Source organism: Ruegeria sp. CG8 (genome assembly GCF_056537165.1).
Window position 1 is genome coordinate 111,683 of sequence record NZ_JBQFRA010000004.1, and the last position, 25,407, is coordinate 137,089.

At 60.4% G+C, this 25,407-nt stretch carries 21 protein-coding genes; 10 read left to right on the plus strand and 11 right to left on the minus strand.

The genetic code is table 11. From position 1 onward, the window contains the following. Nucleotides 1-3: 3 nt before the first annotated feature. The 3 genes from ACR0EF_RS13610 to ACR0EF_RS13620 form a co-directional block, all read right to left on the minus strand. The gene (locus ACR0EF_RS13610; RefSeq protein WP_170372779.1) at nucleotides 4-1,620 is read right to left on the minus strand and encodes a bifunctional aspartate transaminase/aspartate 4-decarboxylase; all 1,617 of its coding nucleotides are present in this window, start codon (nucleotides 1,618-1,620) and stop codon (nucleotides 4-6) included. Nucleotides 1,621-1,639: 19 nt separating this feature from the next. Next, nucleotides 1,640-3,325, minus strand: coding sequence for an aspartate-alanine antiporter (gene aspT / locus ACR0EF_RS13615; protein ID WP_170372778.1), 1,686 nt, complete (start codon nucleotides 3,323-3,325; stop codon nucleotides 1,640-1,642). 220 nt (nucleotides 3,326-3,545) lie between these two features. Further along, on the minus strand, nucleotides 3,546-5,081 hold the full coding sequence (locus ACR0EF_RS13620) for a sulfatase-like hydrolase/transferase (protein WP_170372776.1): 1,536 nt from the start codon (nucleotides 5,079-5,081) through the stop codon (nucleotides 3,546-3,548). Nucleotides 5,082-5,278: 197 nt separating this feature from the next. Between ACR0EF_RS13620 and ACR0EF_RS13625 the strand changes: the two genes are divergently transcribed. From ACR0EF_RS13625 to ACR0EF_RS13640, 4 genes are read left to right on the plus strand one after another with little or no spacing between them, the layout of a single operon-like run. Continuing rightward, nucleotides 5,279-6,403, plus strand: coding sequence for an MlaE family lipid ABC transporter permease subunit (locus ACR0EF_RS13625; RefSeq protein ID WP_174820309.1), 1,125 nt, complete (start codon nucleotides 5,279-5,281; stop codon nucleotides 6,401-6,403). A 1-nt stretch (nucleotide 6,404) separates the two neighbouring features. Beyond that, a complete protein-coding gene (locus ACR0EF_RS13630; RefSeq protein WP_170341340.1) occupies nucleotides 6,405-7,220 on the plus strand; it encodes an ABC transporter ATP-binding protein in 816 nt (271 codons plus the stop codon). A 5-nt stretch (nucleotides 7,221-7,225) separates the two neighbouring features. Next, complete coding sequence (locus ACR0EF_RS13635) at nucleotides 7,226-8,542, plus strand: MlaD family protein (protein ID WP_170372774.1); 1,317 nt, start codon at nucleotides 7,226-7,228, stop codon at nucleotides 8,540-8,542. Then, a complete protein-coding gene (locus tag ACR0EF_RS13640) occupies nucleotides 8,539-9,195 on the plus strand; it encodes an ABC-type transport auxiliary lipoprotein family protein (RefSeq protein WP_170372022.1) in 657 nt (218 codons plus the stop codon). The genes ACR0EF_RS13635 and ACR0EF_RS13640 overlap by 4 nt, the downstream gene beginning before the upstream one ends. A 17-nt stretch (nucleotides 9,196-9,212) precedes the next feature. Here ACR0EF_RS13640 and ACR0EF_RS13645 read toward each other — a convergent pair whose 3' ends face one another. The 4 genes from ACR0EF_RS13645 to ACR0EF_RS13660 are packed head-to-tail and all read right to left on the minus strand — an operon-like array spanning nucleotide 9,213 to nucleotide 15,091. Further along, on the minus strand, nucleotides 9,213-11,144 hold the full coding sequence (locus ACR0EF_RS13645; RefSeq protein ID WP_170372020.1) for a vWA domain-containing protein: 1,932 nt from the start codon (nucleotides 11,142-11,144) through the stop codon (nucleotides 9,213-9,215). Next, nucleotides 11,141-11,686, minus strand: a complete 546-nt coding sequence (locus ACR0EF_RS13650) for an RNA polymerase sigma factor (protein WP_170365935.1) — start codon at nucleotides 11,684-11,686, stop codon at nucleotides 11,141-11,143. Before ACR0EF_RS13650 ends, ACR0EF_RS13645 begins: the two co-directional genes overlap by 4 nt. A 54-nt stretch (nucleotides 11,687-11,740) precedes the next feature. Continuing rightward, nucleotides 11,741-13,321, minus strand: a complete 1,581-nt coding sequence (locus ACR0EF_RS13655; RefSeq protein ID WP_170372016.1) for an FMN-binding glutamate synthase family protein — start codon at nucleotides 13,319-13,321, stop codon at nucleotides 11,741-11,743. A 24-nt stretch (nucleotides 13,322-13,345) separates the two neighbouring features. Beyond that, on the minus strand, nucleotides 13,346-15,091 hold the full coding sequence (locus ACR0EF_RS13660) for a thiamine pyrophosphate-dependent enzyme (RefSeq protein ID WP_170372772.1): 1,746 nt from the start codon (nucleotides 15,089-15,091) through the stop codon (nucleotides 13,346-13,348). Nucleotides 15,092-15,315: 224 nt separating this feature from the next. On the opposite strand from ACR0EF_RS13660, the gene ACR0EF_RS13665 reads away from it, so the two are divergent. Both ACR0EF_RS13665 and ACR0EF_RS13670 read left to right on the plus strand, forming a co-directional pair. Then, a complete protein-coding gene (locus tag ACR0EF_RS13665) occupies nucleotides 15,316-15,687 on the plus strand; it encodes a fluoride efflux transporter FluC (protein WP_254433981.1) in 372 nt (123 codons plus the stop codon). After that, nucleotides 15,684-16,046: a fluoride efflux transporter FluC gene (locus tag ACR0EF_RS13670; protein WP_170372770.1), complete on the plus strand. Its 363-nt coding sequence runs from the start codon at nucleotides 15,684-15,686 to the stop codon at nucleotides 16,044-16,046. Before ACR0EF_RS13665 ends, ACR0EF_RS13670 begins: the two co-directional genes overlap by 4 nt. Nucleotides 16,047-16,053: 7 nt before the next feature. On the opposite strand, the gene ACR0EF_RS13675 is transcribed toward ACR0EF_RS13670, so the two are convergent. Genes ACR0EF_RS13675 through ACR0EF_RS13690 form a run of 4 tightly spaced genes read right to left on the minus strand, consistent with a single transcriptional unit; the run spans nucleotide 16,054 to nucleotide 20,051 of the window. Continuing rightward, the gene (locus ACR0EF_RS13675) at nucleotides 16,054-16,380 is read right to left on the minus strand and encodes a cytochrome o ubiquinol oxidase subunit IV (protein ID WP_244952445.1); all 327 of its coding nucleotides are present in this window, start codon (nucleotides 16,378-16,380) and stop codon (nucleotides 16,054-16,056) included. Next, on the minus strand, nucleotides 16,373-17,005 hold the full coding sequence (locus tag ACR0EF_RS13680; protein ID WP_170365940.1) for a cytochrome c oxidase subunit 3: 633 nt from the start codon (nucleotides 17,003-17,005) through the stop codon (nucleotides 16,373-16,375). Before ACR0EF_RS13680 ends, ACR0EF_RS13675 begins: the two co-directional genes overlap by 8 nt. After that, a complete protein-coding gene (locus ACR0EF_RS13685) occupies nucleotides 17,002-19,092 on the minus strand; it encodes a cbb3-type cytochrome c oxidase subunit I (RefSeq protein WP_170372012.1) in 2,091 nt (696 codons plus the stop codon). The genes ACR0EF_RS13680 and ACR0EF_RS13685 overlap by 4 nt, the downstream gene beginning before the upstream one ends. Then, the gene (locus tag ACR0EF_RS13690; protein WP_367646412.1) at nucleotides 19,089-20,051 is read right to left on the minus strand and encodes a cytochrome ubiquinol oxidase subunit II; all 963 of its coding nucleotides are present in this window, start codon (nucleotides 20,049-20,051) and stop codon (nucleotides 19,089-19,091) included. The genes ACR0EF_RS13685 and ACR0EF_RS13690 overlap by 4 nt, the downstream gene beginning before the upstream one ends. 139 nt (nucleotides 20,052-20,190) lie before the next feature. On the opposite strand from ACR0EF_RS13690, the gene ACR0EF_RS13695 reads away from it, so the two are divergent. The 4 genes from ACR0EF_RS13695 to ACR0EF_RS13710 all read left to right on the plus strand — a co-directional run bounded on the left by ACR0EF_RS13695 (nucleotide 20,191) and on the right by ACR0EF_RS13710 (nucleotide 25,407). Then, a complete protein-coding gene (locus tag ACR0EF_RS13695) occupies nucleotides 20,191-21,426 on the plus strand; it encodes a lytic murein transglycosylase (protein ID WP_170372767.1) in 1,236 nt (411 codons plus the stop codon). A 418-nt stretch (nucleotides 21,427-21,844) separates the two neighbouring features. Continuing rightward, the gene (locus ACR0EF_RS13700) at nucleotides 21,845-23,473 is read left to right on the plus strand and encodes a peptide ABC transporter substrate-binding protein (RefSeq protein ID WP_170372765.1); all 1,629 of its coding nucleotides are present in this window, start codon (nucleotides 21,845-21,847) and stop codon (nucleotides 23,471-23,473) included. Between the two features lie 68 nt (nucleotides 23,474-23,541). Continuing rightward, the gene (oppB, locus tag ACR0EF_RS13705) at nucleotides 23,542-24,465 is read left to right on the plus strand and encodes an oligopeptide ABC transporter permease OppB (protein ID WP_093963128.1); all 924 of its coding nucleotides are present in this window, start codon (nucleotides 23,542-23,544) and stop codon (nucleotides 24,463-24,465) included. Nucleotides 24,466-24,477: 12 nt separating this feature from the next. Then, complete coding sequence (locus tag ACR0EF_RS13710; RefSeq protein WP_170372008.1) at nucleotides 24,478-25,407, plus strand: ABC transporter permease subunit; 930 nt, start codon at nucleotides 24,478-24,480, stop codon at nucleotides 25,405-25,407.

A 25,407-nucleotide genomic window follows, 5' to 3' on the forward strand; every position in this document is an offset into this window, starting at 1 on the left:
GATTCAACCGTGAAGTGGCTTCTTGTTCGCCGCCCGATAGGCCTGCACATAACCGCGCGCGACCGAACGGACAGCGCGACCGATCTGGGTGTATGCCTCATCCGGCAAATTGGCGAAAGATACTCGCGCGGACCAGTTCGGCGCATCGAAACCGCTGCCGTTCAGCAGCACGATCCCATAGTCCTCGGCCAGTTTGAACGCGATGTCCAACGGGTGGACGTTCTTCTTGATCCAGTCCACGACCTCTTCGCCGACGTATTTTCGCAGCCAGAATTCGAAGTCGATGATGCCGTAGTAGGCATCGTAGTGATCGCCCGGCTGGACCTCGATCCCCAATGCTTCGGTCAGCAGGTGGAACCGTCGATGCACCAGTTCGATACAGGCGGTCTGATAGGCTTTCTTTGTGTCGACCAGCTCGCAGAGCGAGAACAACGTCATCATGACCTGCTGCGGCAGGGACAATCCGGCAGTGTGGTTCAGAGCCACATCCCGGCTGTCGGCCACCAGCCTGTCGACGAATTTGATCTCGCTGGGGTGCAGGCTGAGCGTGCCGTAACGCTTCTCGAGCTTCTGCTTGATCTCGGCCGGGTGCGCGGCGAGCTTTTCGTCGAAGATATTATCCTGCGCGACGGCGATCACGCCGAGCCGCCAACCGGTGCAGCCGAAATATTTCGAATAGGAATAAACACCGATCGTGTTGCGGGGCATGTAGCCCATGACCGAGGTGAAATCATGTACGAAAGTGCCGTACACATCATCGGTCAGGATAATCAGGTCCGGCCTGTGGTTCTCGACCAAATCCGCGAGTTTGCGCAGAGAAGCATCGTTAAGGGCCACCGACGACGGATTGCCCGGATTGACCAGAAAGAAGGCCTTGACCTTGGGGTCCTTCAGCTTTTCGACTGCAGCATCGGTCAGTTGGAACCCATCTTCCTCGTCTGTTTCCACGTGAACGGACTCGAGGCTGTAATCCTCAAGTTCGGGCATTTCGAGGTAGGGCGTGAAGATCGGCGTGCACAGGGCGATCGTGTCGCCCGGGTTCAACAGCCGGTTGGCCTTGAGCGATTTGAAGATATAGCACATGGCCGCCGTGCCGCCTTCCACCGCAAACAGGTCGAACTGCGCATCGGGACGGTGCCCGGCACACATGGCCCACATCAGGTATTCGTGGGCGATGGCGGCGTTGTGCTTAAGAATACGGTCGGGAACAGGGTAGTTGTCGCCGATGATCGAGTCCGTCAGTTCGTGCACGAATTCGTCAGCGTCGAAACCAAAGGCCCGGATGGCGTGGTCGACCACATCCAAAAGCGTGTCGGCGCCCGGCATCTCGGAATTGGCCCGGCCCCACTCCAACAGACGGTCATGGCAACCTGCCATTGCCGGCATCCCCCCCAGACCCGCCGGATGATTCATGACGCGGCGCGACTCGGTCACCGCAAACTGGCCAAGCGCAAAGAACGCTTCACGCGGGCGGGTGGCGACCCAATTGGGATTGCCCCGGCCGGCATTCAAAAAGGCGCTGTTGGATTTACGCGCCTCGACCGAGGCCAGCTTGATCAACTCGTCCTTGATCTGAAAGGGGCTGAGGGCTTCGTAATCGTGCAGCTTCAATCTGTCCATGTCTCAAGACCTTTCCAAATCAACTCAGGATCAAAACGACGACCATCCCAAATATCGTCAGCAGTGTGTTTCCGATCGCGTAGGGCATGCCGTAGCCCAGGGCTGGAATCCGGCTTTGCGCGGCCTCCTGGATCATGCCGAGCGCAGCCGTCGTGGTCCGGGCGCCCGCGCAGGCGCCAAACAGGATGGCGGGATGAAACTTGAATATGTAATGCCCGACATAAACCGAGAAAATCATCGGCAAAGACGTGGCCACAATACCCCATAACAACAGCGCGATACCCGCCTGCTGCAAACCGGCCACGAAACCGGGCCCGGCCGATATCCCGATGACCGCAATGAAGACATTCAGGCCCAGCGTATTCATCAACCACAGCGACGGTGCGGGAATGCGACCGAAGGTCGGGTGAACGGTGCGCAGCCACCCCAGCAGCAGCCCGGCCAGCAACGCGCCACCAGTGGTAGACAGGCTGATCGGAAAACCGCCCATTGTAATTGCAAGCGTGCCGATGACACCCCCGATGAAAATGCCCCAGCCCACAAAGGCCAGATCGGTCGTGTCAACGGGCCGGTCGGCGTACCCGATTTCGGCGATGGCCGCCTCGACATGGCGCTTGCTGCCCAGAATGGTCAGAATGTCACCGCGATGCAGAACCGTGCCCGGCAGCAGCGGCAGATCAATCATATTGCGCGTCAGCTTCGACACATACACGCCACGGGCCTGAGGCATCTTGCTGAGCTCATCCAATGTCTTGCCGTGCACGTCCTTGCTTGTGATCAAAACGTCCAGTTTTTCCGATGGGATACTCAGCAGCTCGGGCGCATCGGTTTCTTTGAGGCTGGGCTCCAGCGCTCCGACAAGATCACCGCGTCGGCCTGAGAACATCACGACATCACCCGCTTGCAGCACCGTGTCCGCGTCAACCTCAACGATCTTGCCACCTCGGCTGAGGCGTTCGGCATAGACGCGGACACCGGGCAACAGGTCGTTGACGGGCTGGCCGAGCAATTCGCTGCCTTCGGGAATCTCAAAAGCGCGCGCCTCGATCGCGCGATAGGCCGAAACGATGCCGCCTCCGGTCTCGACATCTTCGCCGCCACTCAGCTTGGCCTCGTATTCCTTGCAGGCGGCCACCAGGTCAACACCGATCAGGCGCGGGCCGATCTTGGCCAGAATGATAGCCGACCCGATCGTGCCGTAGATATATGTCACCGCATAGGCGACCGGGATCTGGTTGGAATAGGTTTTGGCCTGCTCGGCCGACAAACCCAACTGGTTGATCTGGTCCGTCGCCACTCCGATCGCCGCAGAAATCGTTTGCGAGCCGGCATACAGGCCCGCGGCGTAGCCAAGCTCGAGCCCGGCGATCTTGGCCGACACGACCGGAACGATCAGACACAGGGCTAAAACACTTAGCGCAAAAAGCACCTCGCGCGCGCCGTCAACCTTGAGGCCGCGAATGAACTGCGGCCCAACGCCGTAGCCAACTGCGAAGATGAACAGGATGAAGAAGGTGGACTTCACCGCTGAATCGATACTGATCTGTGCCTGCCCGATCACGACGGCCGCCAACAGGGTGCCCGTGACCGAACCCAGACTGAACCCCATGACCTTGATTGGTCCGACCAAAAACCCGATGCCGATGGCGAGAAAGACAGCCAGTTCCGGATAGGTTTGCAGGATATTCACCAGCCAATCGACCATACTGCGCCTTTCGGGTTTGTTACGTCGCTCAGTCCACCCTGAACGTCAGCTGTCCGGAGGCCCGGACGATTGCGATCAGCGCAGGAATTTCCAAGGTCACGATACCCCACGGGTACCGTTTGTCCATTGAATTATCTGAATTTGTTTGGCGTCCGAGCCGCGCGGAGTTGTGTCCGCCAGCGGCGGCACAGGTTTGGAAAATCGTCGGCAACCGCCTGGATCAATCGAACCTGCGCACTGATTTCGGCCCCTGCGATGTCACGGAATGCAGGGACAGCGAATGATCCATGTTCCGCATACGGTGGCGCAGCATTTCACGTCCAAGCCGCGCCAAATCAGCTGCGTAGTCAGGGTTTGCGGCAACATTCTTGGCCTCGCCCCGACCGTGGTGGTCGAACAACAACGGCGGCAGGTCGGCTGCAAACTCGACCAGGGTAAAGCGTTCGTCACGCAGGATGCCCAGACACGAGTCGCTGTGACCCGTCCCAAGGTCACCCTGAAACTGAGTGGGCGTCAGCGGATCGGCAAAGTCCAGCTCACTAAAGGAATACCGGCGCCAGTCCCGAGGCACGGCACCACGCAGCAGCGGCAACAAGGATCGACCATCCATCGAGTTCGGGATCTCTTGCCCTACCCAGTCCAGGATCGTGGGTGCGACATCAATTGACTCGGTCGGCACTTCGACACGCTGGCCGGCCATCTGAGCATTGCCAGGCATACGAATGATCAGCGGCGTGTGGTAAGCCGCGTCATACACCGACATTTTGCCCCAGGAATAATGATCGCCCAGCATCTCGCCATGATCCGCGGTGATCACCACCAGCGTGTCATCGTACTGGCCGCTGTCCTTGAGAAACCGGATGACCCGGCCGATATGATGGTCGACCTCGGTTGCCAATCCAAGATAGACGGCCCGCAGGGTCTGAGTGTTCTCATCCGTCGGCTCCACCTCGGCAAAACCTTGCACGCAGTCTTTTGGTGTATTCGAGGCCAGAGCGGGTCCAAAGAACGGGTGCCCGACCTTTTCGTCCTCCGGGCTGGGCAGACGGTTTGGCAAAGGCAACGCGTTGGGATCGTACATCCGGTTGTAGGGCGCGGGCGCCACCAGTGGCGGATGCGGTCGGATATACGTCAAATGCGCGAACCATCCCGAGTTCCGATAGGCGGCAATTCCGTCCAGAAAACCGTTGGTTAGAAATGCGGTGTCGCTGTCCTCGGCCGTGTAGAGGGCCGGGTCGTTCAATTTTGGGGCCGACCCATCCGGCGAAACCGGCTTGTAGAGATCCCAGTAGTCTTCAAACTCGTATCCCCGGCGCATTAAGTAGGAACGCCAAGGATAGGACTCCTCAAGGCGCATTTCGAGTACTTCGTGAAACCCGTGCATCGGATTTTCGTAGGTCTTCACCGACGGATCATTCGGATGATGAACCCGTGGATCGGCCGAGGTGTCCGTATAGCCGAACAGCATCGGCAGATAGCCGGCTTTTCGCATCTCGGTCGCGATGTTCGGCGTGTCATGGCGCAGCGGCGTGCCATTGCGGACCGAACGATGGTTCATCGCGTATTGCCCGGTCAGGATAGAGGCGCGGGACGGTCCGCAGGGATTGGTTACGGAAAAATGCCGGTCGAACGAAACGGCCTCGTCCATGAAGGCGCGCAGATTGGGCAGGTTGACATGATCAGCCAGAGCACCGCGCAGACAATCGGCCCGCAATTGGTCGATGATGATGAAAAGAACGTTTCCTGCTTGGCTCATGCCGTGATTCCCATTGGAAAACTGGTGTTCGACGGTGCGGACTGTGTCGGGGTTCCCTCGGGCAGGCAACCGGTTTTGCGCCAATTCTCGACTCTAGGGCGACCCGGGCCGTGCAAACCGGTAACCCCCGCATCCAAATCGCCGCCCGGTTGAACAAAGCCATTGCGGCCCGGAACGGTTTCCCGTCTGATACCGGCATGACGAAACCCTCGATTGCAGTCGAACAGGAAGGCGGCACAGCGCGCGTGATTGTGTCTGGCGAAATGCTGACACAGTCGTTGAGCGCCGTCGAAGACGCCTTTCGCGCCACCCGTCCGGATGCGGCGCATGTGACGGTCGACATGTCCGACATCGATGCGCTGGACACCGGCGGCGCGTGGCTGATCGCGGACCTGAAAAACCGCTGCGCAGCCATAGGGGCGACCGTGGCTTTCGACGGGTTGAAACCGGCACATTCCGCGCTGCTGGAAACCGTCTCGGAGAACATTCCCAAGGACATTCCCGCCGAGGCCCCACCAAAAGGATTCATGCCATGGCTTGAGAGCCTGGGCCAATCAACGGTGGGCGCCGGGCGCGACACCATGTCGATTCTCGGCTTTCTGGGCCTGACCCTGCACCGGCTGGGCCGCACGATGATCATGCCGTGGCGCCTGCGCCGCGCGGCGGTCGTGTCGCAGATGGAGGAAACCGGGTTCAAGGCCCTGCCCATCGTGGCGCTGATGGGGTTTCTGATCGGCGTGGTGCTGGCTTTTCAGGGGGCCACCCAGTTGAAACAGTTCGGCGCGGAAATTTTCGTGGTCGAGCTGATCTCGATCTCGGTATTGCGCGAGCTGGGTATCCTGCTGACCGCCATCATCGTGGCTGGTCGATCCGGCTCGGCCTTCACGGCCTCGATCGGCTCGATGAAAGTGCAGGAAGAAATCGACGCCATGCGCACATTGGGTCTGGACCCGATCGAGGTGCTCGTCATACCACGGGTTCTTGCACTGCTTATCATGCTGCCGATCCTGGGCTTCGTGGCCGACATCGCAGGCCTTTTTGGCGGCGCCCTAATGAGCTGGATCGATCTGGGCGTCAGCCCCGGAATGTTCATTACTCGCCTGAAGGAAAACACCAGCGTCTGGCACCTGGCGGTTGGGCTGATCAAGGCGCCGTTCTTTGCCATGGTCATCGGGGTAATCGCCTGTTGGCAGGCAATGCAGGTCAAGGGTTCCGCCCAAAGCGTCGGCCAACGCACCACCGCGTCAGTTGTTCAGTCGATTTTCATGGTCATTGCCATTGACGCGCTGTTTTCCATTTTCTTCTCCGAGATCGGTGTCTGACATGGATGGATCTGCTCAGACATCGACCGCCAAGCTGGACGCGCAGCGCGAAGCGGTGATCCGTGTGCGCAATCTGCGCAACCAGTTCGGTCCGCAGGTGGTGCATGACGATCTGAACCTGGATGTCTGGCGCGGCGAAGTGCTGGGCATTGTCGGCGGGTCCGGGACCGGCAAGTCCGTCCTTCTGCGCACCATAGTCGGGCTGAACAAACCCGCGGCAGGCAGTATCGAAGTTTTGGGTGTCGACGTGCTGAACGGTCCCGAGGCCGACCGACGCCGCATCGAGAAACGCTGGGGCGTGGCCTTTCAGGACGGGGCACTGTTTTCCTCGCTGACCGTGCTTCAGAACGTCATGGCCCCATTGCGCGAACACACCGGCCTGAGCGAGAGCTTGATGCGGGCGCTCGGCAGCCTCAAGATCAGCCTTGTGGGGCTGCCACAGCTGAGTTGCGGCAAGTTCCCGTCAGAGCTGTCAGGCGGAATGCGCAAGCGGGCCGCGCTGGCCCGAGCATTGGCATTGGACCCCGAGATCGTGTTTCTGGACGAGCCCACCGCCGGGCTGGATCCCATCGGCGCCGCGGCCTACGACGAATTGATCGGAGAATTGCAACAGGCCTTGGGATTGACCGTATTCATGGTAACACATGACCTGGACAGCCTGTACGCGATCTGCGACCGCGTTGCGGTTCTTGCAGAAAAGCGCGTGCTGGTGGAAGGTCCGATTGAAGACATGACCAAGGTCGACCACCCTTGGGTGCAGGAGTACTTCACAGGCCCCCGGGCCCGCGCGGCGCAACAGAAGGGGCAGGACAGGTAGAGGCGATGGAAACCCGGGCGAACTATATCCTGATCGGCGCGTTTACACTGGCGGGCATCCTGAGCGCGTTCGGCTTCTTCCTGTGGCTGGCCAAGTTCGAAGTCACGCGCCAATACGCTTACTATGACGTGCTGTTCGACAACGTGTCGGGCCTGTCAGCCGCCGGTGGCGTCAGCTATAACGGCCTGCCCGTGGGGCAGGTCATTTCGCTGGACCTGGATGACGATGATCCATCCAAAGTAAGGGTCCGGCTTGAGGTTGATGCTGACATTCCGGTGACCACGGACACGATCGCGCAGTTGCAGTCGCTTGGGGTGACCGGCGTCAGCTATGTCGAGCTGTCGGGCGGGTCGCCCGATGCCGAGAGGTTGCCGCAGAACAGTGTCATCAAAAGCAAGCGCAGCGCCATCCAATCCCTGTTCGAAGGCGCACCCAAGGTCCTGGACGAGGCGGTGACCTTGCTGGAGAACCTGAACGCAGTGGTGGATGACAACAATCGCAAAGCCGTGTCGGATATCCTCGACAACCTGGCTTCGGCCTCGGGCCGGCTGGACAAGACCCTGAACGATTTTGAATCCCTGTCCAGCGATCTGGGCGGCGCGGCAAAGGACATCGGGGCCTTCACCAAACGCCTGGACCAGTTGGCCGATACCGCAGAAACCACGCTGACCACCGGAACTGATACGCTGAACAGCATCAAAACGGCCTCGGAATCGGCAAAAACCGCACTGGACAGCGCGAACCAGACGCTGGCCACGGCCAACAAGGTCATCGAAGACGACGTCCGCCCCTTCATCGAGCGCGGGTCACAACTCGCGGACCGCCTGATCGGGCTGTCGGATGAAGCCGCGGTCACCATGGCAACAGTGAACAACACGTTTGCAAACGCCAACCAAACGCTCGACTCGGTGACCTCGGCCATGGATACGGCGAAAGGAACTCTGGCATCCGCAGAACGCGCGTTCGACTCGGCCAATCGCGTGATGGACGTAGATGTCGCACAGGTTGTTGACGACATCCGAAACGCCGCCACCAAAGTGGCCGAAACGGTAACGAACGTTACCGACAAGATCGACCAGATTTCAGCGGACGTTCTGAGCGCGTCGCAATCGGCATCGGACCTGTTGGGAACGATCGACGGCATCGTTCAACAAAACCGCCGGCAGGTTTCAGACTTCCTGCGGGTCGGACTGCCTCAATTCGTTCGTTTCGTGGAAGAATCCCAACGCCTTGTCATCAGTCTGGACCGTCTTGTCGACAAGGTCGAGCGCGACCCCGCGCGTTTCCTTCTGGGCACCCAAGCATCGGAGTTCCGTCAATGATCAGGCCCCTTTTTCTGACCCTTGCAATCACGACGCTGGGCGGATGTGCCGGTCTGGGCACGTTGAAACAGGCCTCGAAACCGAACGACCTGTATCTGCTGACCCCCAAGAGCACGTTCTCGCAGTCTTTGCCCCGGGTGCAGAAACAGATCGTCATCCAGGAACCCACTGCGACCGCTGCGGTGAACACCGACCAGATTGCCGTGCAGCCGACGCCCCTTCAGGTTCAGTATCTGCCGCGTGCCCGGTGGGTGGACCGAGCACCTTTGATCGTTCAGGCTTTGATGGTCGAAAGCTTTGAAAACAGCGGTCGCGTCGCCGCCGTGGGCCGTTCGACGGTCGGCTTGCGCGCCGACTACATCATCGTTCCGGACCTGCGCGAGTTTCAAGGGATTGTCGTCGGAGAAACCGAAAACTCGAAAACCGTAAAAATCGAAGTGCGAATGAACATCAAGATCATCGACGAGTTCGAAGACAAGATCATCGCTTCAAGCTCGTTCCAGGAAGCCGTTGTCTCGACCAGCGACGAGACGCCGGATCTTGTTACCGCTTTTGACACCGCCTTGGGCAAAACCATGCGAGACGCAGTTGAGTGGAGCGTGCGGAAGATTCATTCGCACGCTGCCAACAATCCGCGCCCGTCGTTGAACTGACACGGATTGCCCACCCTTTATTTTGACAGGGATTGCGCCAGACGCATCAGGGTCACGGCTTCGGTCCGGTACCCGAAAGGATCGGCCCCACGGGCTGTGTTGCCCATCGCGATTGCATCATCATAGCTCCAGTCGGACAGGTAAGTGCCGCCGCGCAACAACTGGCCGAAACCTGCAATCGCGACGGAAAACCTCACGTCGTCCGTCTGGCGGCCCTGCCCGTCCAAGATCGGTTGCTCGATCAACTGGCCGCGCGTGTCGCCGGGTGTTTTGTACCGCAGCTTGAAATAGCCGATTTCATCACTGCCCGAAGCGGGGGCGGTGTTTCCATACCGTAGCGGTGCATTGCGAATTGCGTTGGAGCCGACCGGCGTGACTTCGTAAATCGCGGTCACGCTGTGGCCAGCACCTATGTCGCCCGCATCAACAGTGTCATTCAAAAAGTCCTCGCGGCGCAAAGCGCGGGTTTCGTACCCGATCAGGCGGTATTCGGCGATTTGGGCAGGGTTGAATTCGACCTGAATCTTGACGTCGTTGGCAATTGGAAACAGCGCACCGGTCAGTTGGTCAACCAGCACTTTGCGGGCCTCGCCCAGCGTGTCGATGTAAGCCGCCTGACCGTTTCCGTTCTGGGCCAGGGCCTGCATCGTCGCGTCATCAAGGTTACCGCGCCCGAAACCCAGAACGCTCAGGTATGTTCCGCTGTCGCGCTTGTCAGAGATAAACTCCTTGAGAGCTTCGGGATCGGACAGGCCAACGTTGAAATCCCCGTCCGTGGCCAGAATGACCCGCGTCACCTCGCCCTCGGCGGCCATGTCTTCAGCAACCTGATAGGCTTGCTGAAGCCCGGCTTGTCCCGCTGTGGACCCGCCCGCGTCCAATTGTTCGAGCGCCCGCAGGATCTTGGCCTGATCGGCTGCAGATGTCGGCTCCAGAACCTGGCCCGCACTGCCAGCATAGGTCACGATCGACACCTGATCCTCGGGTCGCAACTTGGGCAACATCAGGCGCAAGGACCGTTTCAACAAGGGCAACTTGCTGGCGTCCTGCATCGAGCCCGAGGTGTCGATGAGAAAGACAAGATTGAGCGCCGGACGCTCCTCGATCACCGGAAGCGTTCCCTGAATGCCAATATGGACCAGTCGAGTACCGGTATTCCAGGGGCTGGGCATGACCGTGATGCTTGGCTGAAACGGCACCGCGCCGTCCGGCGCCGGATAGGAATAGGGAAAATAGTTTACCATTTCTTCAATCCGCACCGCGTCACGCGGGGGCAAGTGACCAGCCAGAAGCGAGGACCTGACGATGGCGTAAGATGCGGTATCGACGTCAATCGAAAACGTGGAAACCGGTTCTTCCGCGGTGACCTTGAGTGAGTTGGTTTCGGCGTTTGCAAATTCTTCGGACGACTGCTCGGGTCGCGCTGGCGGACGAAAAGCGTCGCTCGAAACCGAAGGGGCCACTGTGCTGTCGGCGAGGCGGCCTTGCGAAAGAAGGCTGCGTTTTGCCAGAGGTTCCCGGGCTTCATCCACAACCATCGGCGCTTCGACAACGGGTTCCTCGAGATCCATCTCGGCCGTTTCAGCGTCTGATCGACCGGTTGGCCGAACCGCCTGCGGCTGGCCGATCACCCGGGTCTCGGTACCGAACCTGGGGGACAGCACACCGTCCCGTGTCTGCGGCACGATCATGATCAGCGCAACGGCAGCGATGGCTGTTGTAGCGGCCAGCGTGCCGCGGGTCGAAATTGCATTCAACATGGCTTTGGTTCCTTCTGTCACGCGGGCCAACGGGCCTCGCTTGACATTGGGACGCGTACCGGGTCGGGATCCTTGGAGATCAGCAAAGTTTTTTCTGGCCAGCTCCAAATTGACGGCCCGCCGCTTTTCATCTGCTGCAGGCGTTGCGGCATCCATCAGTGTTTTCAGATCATCGAGCTCATCACTCATTGGGCAAGCTCCTCTTGTTTGATCGCGCGCAGGCGCTTTCGGGCTTCGGACAGGCGCCATGAGACCGTGCCCTCGGACACGCCCAGCACGTCGGCGGCCTGTGCATGGGTCATTTCATCATCCAGCGTCAGCGCCAGTGTCTGACGCAGATCTTCGGGCAAGCTCTGCATGGCCCGTTGCAGCCATGACAGGGCCTCGGCCGTCTCGACGGCTTCGGCGCGCCGCATCTTTTCCACATCGCCCCAGCCGATTGCTGCACGGTTTCGGCTGGCCGTTCGACGCCGCGCATCGTGTGCCGCGTTGCAGACGACCCGATACAGCCAGGTCGTGAACTTTGAACTCGCTCGAAAGCCGACAATTTTGGCGGGCAAGGCGGCACATATGTCCTGCGTCAGATCTTCGGCGACCTCGGCGCTGCCGGTCAGCCGAAAGGCCAGCCGGAACACGCGGTCATAGTGCCGCCCAAGCAGCGTCGCGAACGCTTCCGCGTCCCCGTTGGTGGCCGCATGGGCCAATTCTTCATCCGAGGTCAGTTTGCTCATTCTGACTATTCAGACGCAAGACAGGAACGGATCCTTGGAACATTCGAGAAAAAATCAGAAATGGCTCGCCGACGCCTTCTGCCAATCCGCTGCAAATTCCTGCGGCACTGAATCTTTCAACAAGGCACCTGGCTCGATAAAGGTGTAAAGTTCCGCGTATGAGCACTCGCGCTCGTTGGCAATTCGGCGGTAGATATCGGATGGGCCGAGGTCAGATACGCGCTCTTTCCCCATTGCACCCAGTATTTCGCGAAAGCTTTCCAGGGTGGCGTCATGAAAGCGGTGAACCCGCTTGCGTTTCTGCGGCACGTTGACCGCGCGGCCGCGAATGGGATCCTGTGTTGCGACGCCCGACGGGCAGCGGTTCGTATTGCAATGCAGGGCCTGAATGCAGCCCACGGCGAACATCATCGCCCGCGCCGCATTGCACATGTCAGCCCCCAGCGCGAATTTCTCGATCATGTCATAGCCGGTTGCCACTTTGCCTGAACAGATCACCCGGATCTTGTCCCGCAGACCTACTCCGCGCAGACAGTTGTTCACGAAGATCAGCCCTTCGTTCAACGGTACGCCCAGACGGTTGGTGAATTCCACAGGCGCCGCGCCGGTCCCGCCCTCGGCCCCGTCCACGGTGATGAAATCGGGCAGAATGCCCGTTTCCAGCATGGCCTTGCAGATCCCCATGAACTCGGACCGGTTGCCGATGCACAGCTTGAACCCGACCGGTTTGCCCCCGGACATTTCGCGCAGGTGCTGCACAAAATGCATAAGGCCCGTTGGCCCGTCAAAGGCCGAGTGAATGGGTGGCGAAATCACATCCTGATGCACGGGTACGCCACGAATAAGAGCGATCTCTTCATCGACCTTGGCCGCCGGCAGAACACCGCCATGGGACGGTTTCGCGCCTTGGGACAGTTTGATCTCAATCGCCTTCACGACATCCTTCTGGGCATTCTGGGCGAACTTGTCCTTGTCAAAGCCGCCCTCTGCCGTCCGACAACCGAAGTATCCGGTGCCAATCTGCCAGATGATATCACCGCCTTCGGCAAGATGGTGCGGCGACAGCCCGCCCTCGCCCGTGTTGTGTGCGAAACCGCCATCCTTGGCCCCGCCGTTCAGGGCGCGGATTGCGTTGGCGCTGAGTGCCCCGAAGCTCATCGCTGAAACGTTCAGCCGCGATGCAAGATAGGGCTTTTCACACTGAGGACCGCCAAGCATCACACGCTCTTCGCTTTCCGGAACGTCCTTGGGCGCAAGCGAGTGATTGGCCCGGTGATATCCGACTTCGGTGATATCGTACTGGGTGCCGAAGGCCTGAGTGTCGACCTGTCCCTTTGCTCGTGAATACACCAGCGCGCGAATGATCCTATTGAAGGGCCGCCCGCTTTCGTTGGTTTCCACGAAATACTGGCGGATTTCCGGGCTGACGAACTCCAGCATATACCGGAAATGGCCCAGAACCGGATAGTTGTTCAGTACGTTGTGTTTGGTGGTCAGCATGTCGTACAGCCCGACCAACGCGTAAGGGACCAGCAAAATCAGCAGCCAGAATGCCGGAGGCCAGTACAAACCCCAGACCACGGTCAAAGGCAGAACCACATAGGTCACAACATAATATATTCGACGTACGATCATCTTGCTCTCCCTTGGGCCAATCGGTCAGAGGTTGGCCTTGAGTTCCTTGACCCAGTTGTCCCACTGCGCATGTTCACCCTTGGCCAGCAGGATGCCTTCTTTCAGTTTCGACATGCCGAAACCCCAGGCCATCTTGGTATCGATATGCGGAGGCATGACCAACTCGCCGGGCGTGACCATGGCGTCGATGATGAATGGCTTTCGGCTCTCTTTGGCCCGCGCGACGGCCTCGGGGATGTCAGCCGCATGTTCCACACGGACCCCATCCCCACCGCAAACCCTCGCGTATTCCGCAAAGTCCGGGTTCACCAGATCGGTAGCAGCGGGGTTCAGCGGATAACCCGCCACCTCCATCTCCATCTTCACGAAGCCCAGCGTCTGGTTGTTAAAGACCAGCACCTTAATGGGCCACTCGTAGCGCACGGCAGTCACGAAATCCTGCATGGACATGCCGAAACCGCCATCACCGCAGAACGCCCAAACCTCGCGCTTCGGATCCAGCGCGGCGGCTCCCAACGCCGACGGCAACCCGGACCCCAGTGACGAATGGTTGAACGACCCCACCATGCGCCGTCCGCCTTTCATCCGGGTCTGACGCGCCACCCAGACCGTGCATTCGCCGATATCCATTGCAAATATCGCGTCATCGGCAGCCTGGTTGGAGACCTGCCGCGCGAATAGCTGCGGGTGGAGTGGCTCGGTGTCGCGCTCGAGACTGGAGTCGCGGTCTTGCTGCGCCAGCCATTTCGTACACAGCTTGACCTGACGATCGGCAAACGCCCTGTCGTCCTTTGCTGCCAGCTTTGGCAAGAGCAGATCCAGCGTCGCGCCCACATCCCCCAGCAATCCCGATGCGATGGGCGCGCGGCGTCCCAGATGTTCGACGTTGCGATCGATCTGGATGATTTTCGCTTTTTCCGGCAGGAACCACTCGTATGGGAAGTCCGTCCCCAGCATCACCAGCACATCGCAGTCGCGCACTGCGTGATACCCGCCGGGATTGCCGATCAACCCGGTCATCCCGACCACGTTGGGATCATCATAGTCAAAAATGTCCTTGCCCTTGAGGGAATGCGTGATCGGCGCGTTCAGCCGCTGCGACAGAGCCAGAACCTTGTCCTTGGCTTCTCTGCATCCCACGCCGGCGAAAAGGGCGACTTTCCTGCCCGCGTTGATGATCTCGGCCGCACGGTCGATTTCGGATTTGGGCGGGATCAGCGTTGATGGCGTTTTCAGGATCGGGTGCAGTTGGTGCAAGCTGGGCACCTGCTGTTCGGATACGTCGATGGGCAGTTCTATCCGCACGACCTCGCGGTTGATCAAGGCGCGTTGCACGGCAATCTGAGCCAGTCGCGGCATCTGGTCCGGCGAATTGATCACGGCCTGATAGCCGCAGACATCCTCGAACACTTTCTCAAGATTGACTTCCTGGTGGTATCCGGTCCCGCGCTCCCGATGAGCAACCTGACCTGTGATCGCCACGACCCCTGCACCCTCACGCCGGGCGTTGTACAGTCCATTGATCAGGTGAAGCGCTCCGGGACCGACGGTTCCGGCACAAATCCCGATCCCGCCGGTCAGATGCGCCTGGGCATAGGCTGCGTAGGCTGCGTTTTCCTCGTGCCTGACCCCGATCCATTCGAACCGGCTATCCCCGCGCATGGCTTCAAGCAGGGGGTTGAGCGCATCGCCCGTCACGCCGAAGATCTGGCGCCCTCCGGCATCCGCGAGAATATCCAGCAATACCTTGCATACGGAATTCGACGTCATGACCTGCCCTCTGGTTCCGACCCCATCGGGCCTGTCCCGATAGATCGTGGGCAGGTTGCCCTTTGATTGCAAGCCTTTGTACGGCCACCCCTAGCATCGGGCGGATTTGCGGTGGCTTGGTTGCGGCGGTTGAACCCGGGCGGCACAGCCGCTATCCAAATCCAAACCCCACAGGCGGAGAAGCGTCCTTGGCCAAAACTCAGGCGGCAGTTTCGGGGAAGCCCATGATGTACGCCGCCGTCTTTGTCGGCGGGGCGGCTGGGTCGATCCTGCGCGAACTGTTTGCGCTGGAAATCCCGGGGATGCCGTTGCTGACATCGACCTTCGGCATCAATGTTGTGGCCTGTTTCATTCTGGGATGGCTCTACGCCATACGGGGCCGGGTGCATGCCCATGTTCTGCACCTCGGGGCCGTTGGTTTCTGCGGCGGATTGTCGACGTTTTCGTCCTTTGCCGCCGAACTGGAACGGATCGCTGAAACCGACGGCTGGTCGGTCATCTTCCCGTTGGCGGCCGAAGTCATCTGCGGTTTGGGCGCGGCCATTCTGGGCGAGGCAATCGGACGCCGCCGCCGCTCAGGAGGATCGGCCGAATGACCGACCTGTATCTGCATGCGGTGTTTGGGCTGGGCGGCGGACTGGGAGCAGTCCTTCGCCACTGGGTCGCGCGGGCCATCACCCACGACCTGCCGGTCTCGACGCTGGTCGTGAACGTATTGGGCAGCCTGTTGTTGGGGCTTTGGATCGGCTACCTCGGCGGGCCCGTGGAGATGGCCGAAGAAGAAAAGCGCCTGGTTTTCGGTTTTTGCGGAGGGTTCACGACATTCTCCAGCTTTGCCTACCAGTCTCTTGAACTGCAGCGTGAGCGGACGATTGTCTTTGCGGGTGGAAACATCCTGCTCAGCCTCGGACTGTGCTGGCTAGCCTTGTGGCTGGGACTGTGGGTGATGGGCTAGCCGGTCGCTACATGCCCGGCATATGCATCCGCATTGCAAGATTACCCAGGATCCAAACCGTTCCAAGAATGATGATCAGCAGAACCAGCGTCGAGAACAGGACCAAATCCAGATCTTCACGGCTGCTGCGGCGACGGTCGATATGCAGGAAATAGACCAGTTGAACGATCAACTGCGCCAGACCCAACAGCCCAATTGCAAGATAGACACCCTTGGTCTCGATGCCGAACCAGTAGGCGATCGCAAATACGGTGAGTGTCAGCAACAGCGAGCCGCCATAGCCGATCACATACCGGCGCCGCTCGCGCCTGTGCATCTCGGACCGTTTATCCATAGGTCAGCCCTCCGAAATACACGATGGTGATGATGCCGATCCAGATCAGGTCAAGGAAGTGCCAGAACAGCGCCAGCCGCACCACGCGCGAAATCACGAGGTCGGTCATCCCCATGACCCGCAGTTGAATGCCCAGAACGACCAGCCACACACAGCCCGCGGCCACATGCAGCCCGTGCAGAGGCACCAGCCCGTAGAAGGCGGACAGGAAACCGCTGCGCTGCGGGATGCCGCCCTTGTCCGCCATCGACATGAAATCGCGGATCTCGAGGACCAGAAAACTCAGCCCAAGCAGCAGCGTAACCCCGAACCACAGGACGATCCGACCGCGCGGCAGGTTGTATTTCAGCGCCAGCATGGCAAGTCCAACAGTCAGGCTGCTGGTCAACAAGATCAGCGTCTGGGCAAAGATGCTGTAGAGATCGAACAACTCGTGCGGACCCGGACCACCGGCCTGCGCGTCGATCATGGTGATGTAGACGCCGAACATCAGCCCGAAATAGACTAGGTCGCTCATCAGAAAGACCCAGAAACCGAAGGTCACCACTTCGGTCGCCTTGTGCGCGCTGGCATGACGCCGCCCAAGGTTCAGACCGGGGTAACTGTGGGTTGGTGCAGGCTTCATGTCGCCGCCTCCAGATCCGGTCGGGCAAGCCCGGTGTTTTCTGGCGCACCTTCGTGATCCCGGTTCACAGGGGTCGCGTTGCGGACCAGGTCCAACCAGGCCTCGTGCTGCCTGCGCACCTCGTCAGCAGACACCACTTCTTCGGTATCGGTCTGAAAGGTCCACAGGACGAACGACAGTATCATCATCACGGTCACCAACGCCGCCAGCCACCAGATCCACCAGACCAGCGCAAACATCCACACACCGCTGAGCACGCAGAGCACGAAACCGATGCTGGTGTTGCGCGGCATGGTGATGTCCTCGTACCGGTCGGGGTGCGGGTAGGCCTCGCCACGCTCTTTCGCGGTGGCGAAATCGTCGCGGTCCGTGACATGCGGGATGATCGCGAAATTGTAGGGCGGCGGCGGCGCCGGGATCGACCATTCCAGCGTGCGGGCGTCCCAAGGGTCGCCAATCGGAACGCGGCTCTGTTCCCGGTTGCGGATGCTGACCCACAGCTGCACGACGACCGAAAGCAAGGCCGCCAGAATGACCAGCGCGCCGATGACGGCCGTGATCATGTAGGGATGAAAGCTCGGATCCTCCCAGCTGTAGGAGCGGCGCGGCATACCCATCAGACCGACGAAATACAGCGGCAGGAAGGTCAGCATGAAGCCCACCGTCCACAGCACGACCGATATCCGCCCCCAGGCCTCATCCAGGCGGAAGCCGAACGCCTTGGGAAACCAGTAATTGTAGCCCGCAAGCAATCCGAACAGGACACCCGGCAGCAACACGTTGTGGAAATGCGCGACCAGGAACAGCGTATTGTGCACCTGGTAATCGACGGTCGGGTTGGCCAGGATCACCCCGCTGAGCCCACCGATCACGAACAACATCAGAAAGGCCAGCCCGTACAGCATCGGCACCGAGAACCGGATGCGGCCGCGATACAGGGTGGCCATCCAGTCATAGACCTTGACGCCGGTGGGTATAGCGATCAGCATCGTGGCGATGCCGAACACCGCATTGATCAGGGCGCTTTGGCCCATGGTGAAGAAATGGTGCAGCCAGACGGTAAACGACAGCACCGCAATCGACATGGTCGCGATCACCAGCGAGTTGTAGCCATAGAGCCGCTTGGCCGAGAAGGTCGCGAAGACTTCGGAATAGATGCCATAGGCCGGCAGAACCAGCAGATAGACCTCGGGGTGGCCGAACAGCCAGAACAGGTTGGCATAGTTCATCATGTTGCCGCCCAGGTCATTGGTGAAGAAATGGAAATCAAGATACCGGTCGGCGGCCAGCAATAGTGCCGCCACCCCCAGGGGCGGCATGGCGAACACGATCAGGATCGAGCTGCAGATGATCGTCCAGCAATACATCGGCAACCGCATGAATTTCATCCCAGGCGCGCGCAGTTTGTAGATCGTGACGGCAAAGTTGATCCCCGTCAGGGTGGTGCCGATGCCCGACACCACGATCGCCCAGATCCAGTAATCCGGCCCCACACCCGGATTGAAGGCCGCGCCGGTATAGGGCGGATAGGCCGTCCAGCCGCCGGTGGAAAACTCGCCCACCACCAGTGAGACCATCAGCATCATCCCCGCCGAAACCGTCAGGCCGAGGCTGATCTGATTCATCACCGGAAAGGCCACGTCGCGTGCGCCGATCATCAGCGGGACGAGGAAATTCGCCAGTCCGAACACGAAGGGCACCGCAACGAAGAAGATCATGATCGTGCCGTGGGTGCTGAACAGTTCGGCAAAGTGTTCGGCCTCGAGGAACCCCTCGCCCGGCCCGGCCGCCTGTTGGGCGCGCATCACGACGCCTTCCAGAACGCCGCGCGCCAGCATGACGATGGCAAAGACGATATACATGATGCCGATCTTCTTGTGATCCGCGCTGGTCAACCAGTCGCGCCACAGCGGCCCCCACAGGCGAAACCAGGTGAGCAGTCCCAGAACCGCGGCCACCCCCACGATCACCACGCCCGCCGCGGCATTGGCCACGATTTCATTCGTATTGGGGTCTTGGATCAGCCCGGCGATGGGGAAGGCATCCCAGTTCAGACGGCCGAAGAAACCGGACTCGGCAGATGTCATTGCTTGTCCTCCTGGCCGAATTGGGCGGTTCCCGGTTGCTGATCCTGCGGCAGAGGTTGCCCGTTGTGATACCGGCCCAGGATGCTGTGGAACAGATCGCCATCATCCAGGCGGAAATACAGCGCATTGTCCGGCATCTGCGCGGTGCCAAGCGCGGCCTGAACCTCGTCCCGGTCTGTCCGCATGGCCAACGTTCGGTAGGTTGCCGGGTCCAGAACGATACCGTTCTGCCGAACACGGTCGACCCATGAGTCGAAATCCGGCGGCGGCATCGCGACCGTCTGGAACTTCTGCTTGGTGAAGCCGCGCCCGTTGTACTGGGTGTTTTCGCCCTGCATTTGTCCGGGGGCATCAGCCACGAGATGCAATTGGGTCGTCATTCCCGGCATCGCGTAGATCTGCCCCGCAAGGGCGGGAACCATGAATGACTGCATCACCGTGTCCGTCGTCAGTGTCAGGGCGACTTGTTGTTTTGTTGGCACCCCGAACTCACCCACCGTCGCGATGCCCAGGTCGGGGTAGATGAACAGCCATTTCCAATCCAGCCCCACCACCTGCACACGCAGGGCCGGTTCATCTCCGAACGGCGCCGCGTAAGGGTCCAGCCGGTGGGTTGCTTTCCAAAGATAAAAGGACAGCAGCGCCACGATCACCACCGGCACACCCCACATCGCGGTTTCCAGCAGGGGCGAGAAATCCCATTTGGGCCGATAGGCAGCCGGGCTTTGCGCGCGGCGCCGAAAGCGAAGAGCGATCAAGGGAACCAGAACCAGAACCGGAATGACCGCAATCAGGATCAACGCGGTCGCGCGCACCAGGTGTGTTTTTTGGACCGCCGCAATAGGGCCTTGAGGATCCATGAAACTGTCGCTGGCCAGAGCCGATTGCGCCGCGCCCAACCACAATACGACCACGATCAGCGCTGTCAGTACCGCAGGTATCGTCCTGTTTCCGCTCACGCCGGATCGCCCTCATCAAACCTCAGGTTGGTGCAACTATCGGCAGAGTCAGCAGATTTCACAAGGTTTTTCCCGGGCGGCCGTAACCCACGTCACCATCGAGTTGACTTGGCCAGTGGGTCGCGTCAGTCATTGGGTCATGCGTTTAATGCTTTTTCTGATTGGACTGATCGCGTTTTCCGGCGCAGCGATCGCGCAGGACCGAGCCGCGGTCGAGCGGCAGTTTCAGGACTGGTTGCAGCAACAGGTCTGGCCGTTGGCTCGGGCGCAGGGTGTATCGCGCCGCACGTTTTACAGCGCAACCGACGGGGTTCGCCTGAATTGGGAACTGCCCGATCTTGTTCCGCCGGGCTCTCCGGCGCGGACGCCCAAAAAGCAAAGGCAAGCCGAGTTCGGGTCCCCCGGCCGGTATTTCAACGCAAATTCGGTTCAGGGTGCCGCCGCCGGCGGTCGGCGTATGGCCAAGCGTCATGAGGAAACGCTGCGCCGGGTCGAGGAACAGACCGGCGTTCCCGCCCGGATCATCCTTGCGGTCTGGGGCCGAGAAAGCGGCTATGGGCAGGTTCCGATCCGGCATGACGCAATCCAGGTGCTGGCCACCAAGGGATTCATGAGCACGCGCGCGGAGTATTTCACCGGCGAACTGATCGCCGCGCTGCAGATCGTCGAGGCTGGTCACGTGAACGGCCGCGCGATGAAAAGCAGCTGGGCCGGCGCGTTGGGCCAGCCCCAATTCATGCCGACCAGCTTTTTGAACCACGCGGCCGACGGCAATGCGGACGGGCGGGCCGACATATGGGGGTCGGCTGACGACACGATTGCATCGATCGGAAACTACCTCGCGCGGCACGGTTGGGTCAGCGGCCGCGATTGGGGGTTCGAGGTGACCGTACCGGCATCTGTGTCCTGCGCGCTTGAGGGTCCCGATCAGGGTCGCCCGATCCGCGACTGGGTCGCCATGGGCATCACACGCGTCTCGGGCCGCCCCTTCCCCGAACACGAGCTGCGCGGCGAGGGCTACCTGATGATGCCGGCTGGCCGGAACGGTCCGGCCTTTGTCGTAACGCCCAATTTCTACGTTCTCAAAGACTACAACATGAGCGACCTCTACGCCTTGTTCGTGGGCCATGTGGGCGATCGCATTCAGTATGGCGTGGGCGATTTCAAAGGCCGCTGGGGCAAGGTGGGCGGTCTCTACCGGTCGGATATCGCGACCATGCAGCAGGCGTTGATCGCGATGGGGCACGACGTGGGCGGTGCCGACGGGCTCCCGGGATACAAAACCCGCCGGTCGATCGGCCGCTGGCAGGAAGAAACCAGCAAGCGCCCCACCTGTTTCCCCGAGGCCGGGATGAAGTCGCGGTTGCGTCCCTGACCGTTGGCGATTCGCCTGATCGGGCGAAAGCGAGCGGCGAAATTCTGCCGAAACAGATCGCGCCTCGGGCTGCAATCCGAGCGGCTCGGGCACGAAAATATCGCAACGATACACGCCATCGTTACAAAATTTCAGCGACCAAGCGTCACGAAGTTTCTTTCTACCTTTAGGCGATCCGGACTCATGGGAAGGCTTTAACCCTGCCCAAAATAGTGGCACGGTCTCGGCCAGCGAGAGGAAGCTCTTGCATCCACTTCACCGACTGCAATCCAGAAAGCTGCGACGCAGTGATCCTTGCGAATTGGCACAACCCAAAATCCAAAAGAACCGGGTCCCAGCGGATGTCGGGCAACCAGGGCCGCCGGACGCCATCCCATATGGATGCGCAGACCGCCGCCACAATAATTGGGAGAAGATCATGAACACCATCCTTCGAAACTCGGTGGCGGGCCTGCTGTGCTCGACCTTCATCACCGGTGCGGCGCTGGCCGCGGGCACCCATCCAGTCACCGGCGAGCCGCTGGCCGATGACCAGACCTTCGTCTACCGCGTGCTGGACGAGCACAGCTCGGTCGACCCGCAGGTGGTCGAGGACGTGTCGGGCGCCGAGATTGTCCGCGACCTGTTCGAAGGTCTGATGAACCAGGACGAAGACGGCAAACTGGTTCCGGGCGTGGCCACCGGCTATACCACCAACGAGACCAAGGACGTTTACACCTTCACCCTGCGCGACAACGCCAAGTGGTCGAACGGCGATCCGGTCACCGCACATGATTTCGTTTTTGCCTGGAAGCGCGCCGTCGATCCGGCCCTGTCCTCGCCCTATTCCTGGTTCATGGAACTGATGTCGATCGAGAACGCCGCCGAGATCATCGCGGGCGACAAGCCGGTCGACGATCTGGGCGTCAAGGCGATCGACGACCACACGCTGGAAGTGAAACTGAGCGCGCCGCTGCCCTATTTCCCGCAGATGACCACGCACTCGACTACCTTCCCGGCCCCGCAGAAGGTCATCGAGCAGTTCGGCGATGAATGGACCAAGCCCGGCAACATCGTGTCGAACGGCGCCTATGTCCTGACCGAGCACCTGCCCAACGAACGCTCGGTGCGCGAGCGCAACCCGATGTACTGGGACAACGACAACACCATCATCGACAAGGTCGTGGCTCTGGTCATCAACGATGAAAACGTGGCCCTGACCCGCTATCTGGCCGGCGAGCTGGACCGCACCGAGGTGCCCGCAGGCCAGTTCCCACGCCTGAAGAAGGAATACCCGAACGAGGCGATCAGCTTCCCGCGCCTGTGCAACTACTACTACACGTTCAACCTGTCCGACGGCGGCCCCGAGGCCTTCAAGGACCCGAACGTGCGTCAGGCCCTGTCGCTGGCGGTTGACCGCAAGATCATCACCGAGAACATCCTGGCCGGCGGTCAGCCCGAAGCCTACACCTTCGTGCCCGAAGCCACCGCAGGGTTCACCCCGCCGGTCGTGGAAATGGCGTCGATGACCCAGGCCGAGCGCGACGAGCTGGCGAAGGAACTGCTGGCCGAGGCCGGATACGGTCCCGACAACCCGCTGAGCTTCGCGATGGTCTACAACACCTCCGAGGCGCACAAGAAAGTCGCCGTGGCCCTCAGCCAGATGTGGAAGCAGAAGCTGGGTGCCCAGGTCGAGTTGGCCAACATGGAATGGAAGATCTTCCTCGAAGAGCGCGGCAACCAGAACTTTGAACTGGCCCGTGGCGCATGGTGCGGCGACTACAACGAAGCCTCAACCTTCCTGGACCTGCTGCAGTCGGATTCCGGCTACAATGACGGCAAGTACAACAATGCCAAGGTCGACGAGCTGCTGGCCCAGGCCAAAACCTCGGACGATCCGGCCCCGCTGTACACCGAGGTCGAGCGGATCATCGCACAGGAAACCCCTGTGATCCCGATCTACCACTATGCCGGTGTCTACATGATGGACAGCGACGTGGGGAATTGGCCGGTGAACAACGTCGAGCAGAACTGGTACTCGAAGAACCTCTACAAGATCGCCGAGTAATCATCATCCTTTGATCGCGCCCTGCCCCGGACATGCTCTGGGGCAGGGCCAATAATTGGGGGCATGAAATGCTTGCCTATGTCATCCGGCGACTGCTGATCGCCGTTCCGACGATCCTGTTGCTGATCGTCGCCAGTTTCTTTCTGATGCACTTCGCGCCCGGCGGGCCCTTCACCTCGGAGCGGCCGTTGCCGCCGCAGGTTCTGGCCAATATCGAGGCGCGCTACGGGCTGGATCAGCCGCTGTGGAAACAGCTGTGGGATTACCTGTACAACATCGTGGTGCATTTCGATTTCGGCCCGTCCTTCAAGTTCAAGGACCGCGACGTGAACGACATCATCGCGCAGGGCTTTCCGATTTCGCTGACCTACGGGATGCTGTCCTTCCTCGTGGCCACGCTGGTGGGCGTCAGTTTAGGCATCGCCGCCGCGATCCGCCACAACAGCTGGATCGACTATTTCGCCGTGGGTCTGGGCATCGCCGCCCAGGCGCTGCCGAACTTCATCATGGGCCCGATCCTGATCCTGACCTTCACCCTGTGGCTGGGCTGGCTGCCGGGCGGCGGCTGGAACGGGGGCCAGTGGCAATATTTGATCATGCCCGTCATCGCGCTTGCGACCTCATACATGGGTTCGATCGCGCGGATCACGCGTTCGTCGATGCTTGAGGTTCTGAATTCGAACTTCATCCGCACCGCGCGGGCCAAGGGCCTGCCCACCCGCACCGTGATCTGGCGCCATGCGCTGAAACCCACGCTGCTGCCGGTGGTGTCCTATCTGGGGCCGGTCTTCGTCTATGTGCTGACCGGTTCGGTCTTCGTTGACATCTATTTCTCGACCGGTGGGCTGGGGCAGGCCTATGTGGGTTCGGCCCTGTCGCGCGACTATGCCGTGCTGCTGGGGGTCACGATCCTCTATGGCGTTCTGACCGTTCTGGTGAACCTGCTGACCGACCTGGCTTATGCCTGGTTCGATCCGAAAATCCGTTACTGAGGGGGCTGGCAAATGCTTGGAAAATCTCAGAAAGCCGCCCATCTGGCCGAAGACATCACCGATTACACGGTCATTCAGGGACGTTCGCTTTGGCAGGACGCGCGGATGCGTTTTGTCCGCAACAAGGCCGCCATGGCCAGCGTGTTCATCCTGGCCCTGATCGTACTGTTCACGATCATCGGGCCCTACTTTGCCGTCTGGAGCAATGAGGAAATCGACTGGAACGTCATGGGCGACGTGGCCGGCATGGGTATGCCGTCCATCGAGACCGGCCACTATTTCGGCGTCGACGATCTCGGGCGAGACCTGTACAGCCGGGTCATCCAGGCCACCACAACCTCATTGCTGGTGGGTCTGATCGGGGCGGCCACCGCGCTGATCGTGGGCACGTGCTATGGCATCGCCGCCGGCTATATCGGCGGGCGCGTCGACGGCGTGATGATGCGCTTCGTCGACATCCTCCTGGCTATTCCGGCCACGCTGGTCATCATCCTGCTGCTGGTCGTGGCGGGGCGGTCGTTCTTCATGCTGTTCATCGCACTGGGTGCGGTGGGATGGCTGACCATGGCGCGGATCGTGCGCGGCCAGACCCTGACCCTGAAGAACCGCGAATTCATCGAGGCCGCCCGCGCCGCCGGTGTCAGCGAGTTCACCATCATGTACCGCCACATCCTGCCCAACCTGCTGGGCGTGGTGATCGTCTATGCCTCGCTGCTGGTGCCCGAGATGATCCTGACGGAAAGCTTCATCTCGTTCTTGGGGCTGGGGATCTCCGAGCCCTATACCTCGTTGGGTCGTCTGATCGCCGAGGGCGCCGGAACCATGGGTTACGGCACGTTGTGGCAACTGATGTACCCCCTGGCATTTTACGTCACCATCATCATCACGATGTTCTTCATCGGCGATGGCCTGCGTGACGCACTGGATCCGAAGGACCGCTGA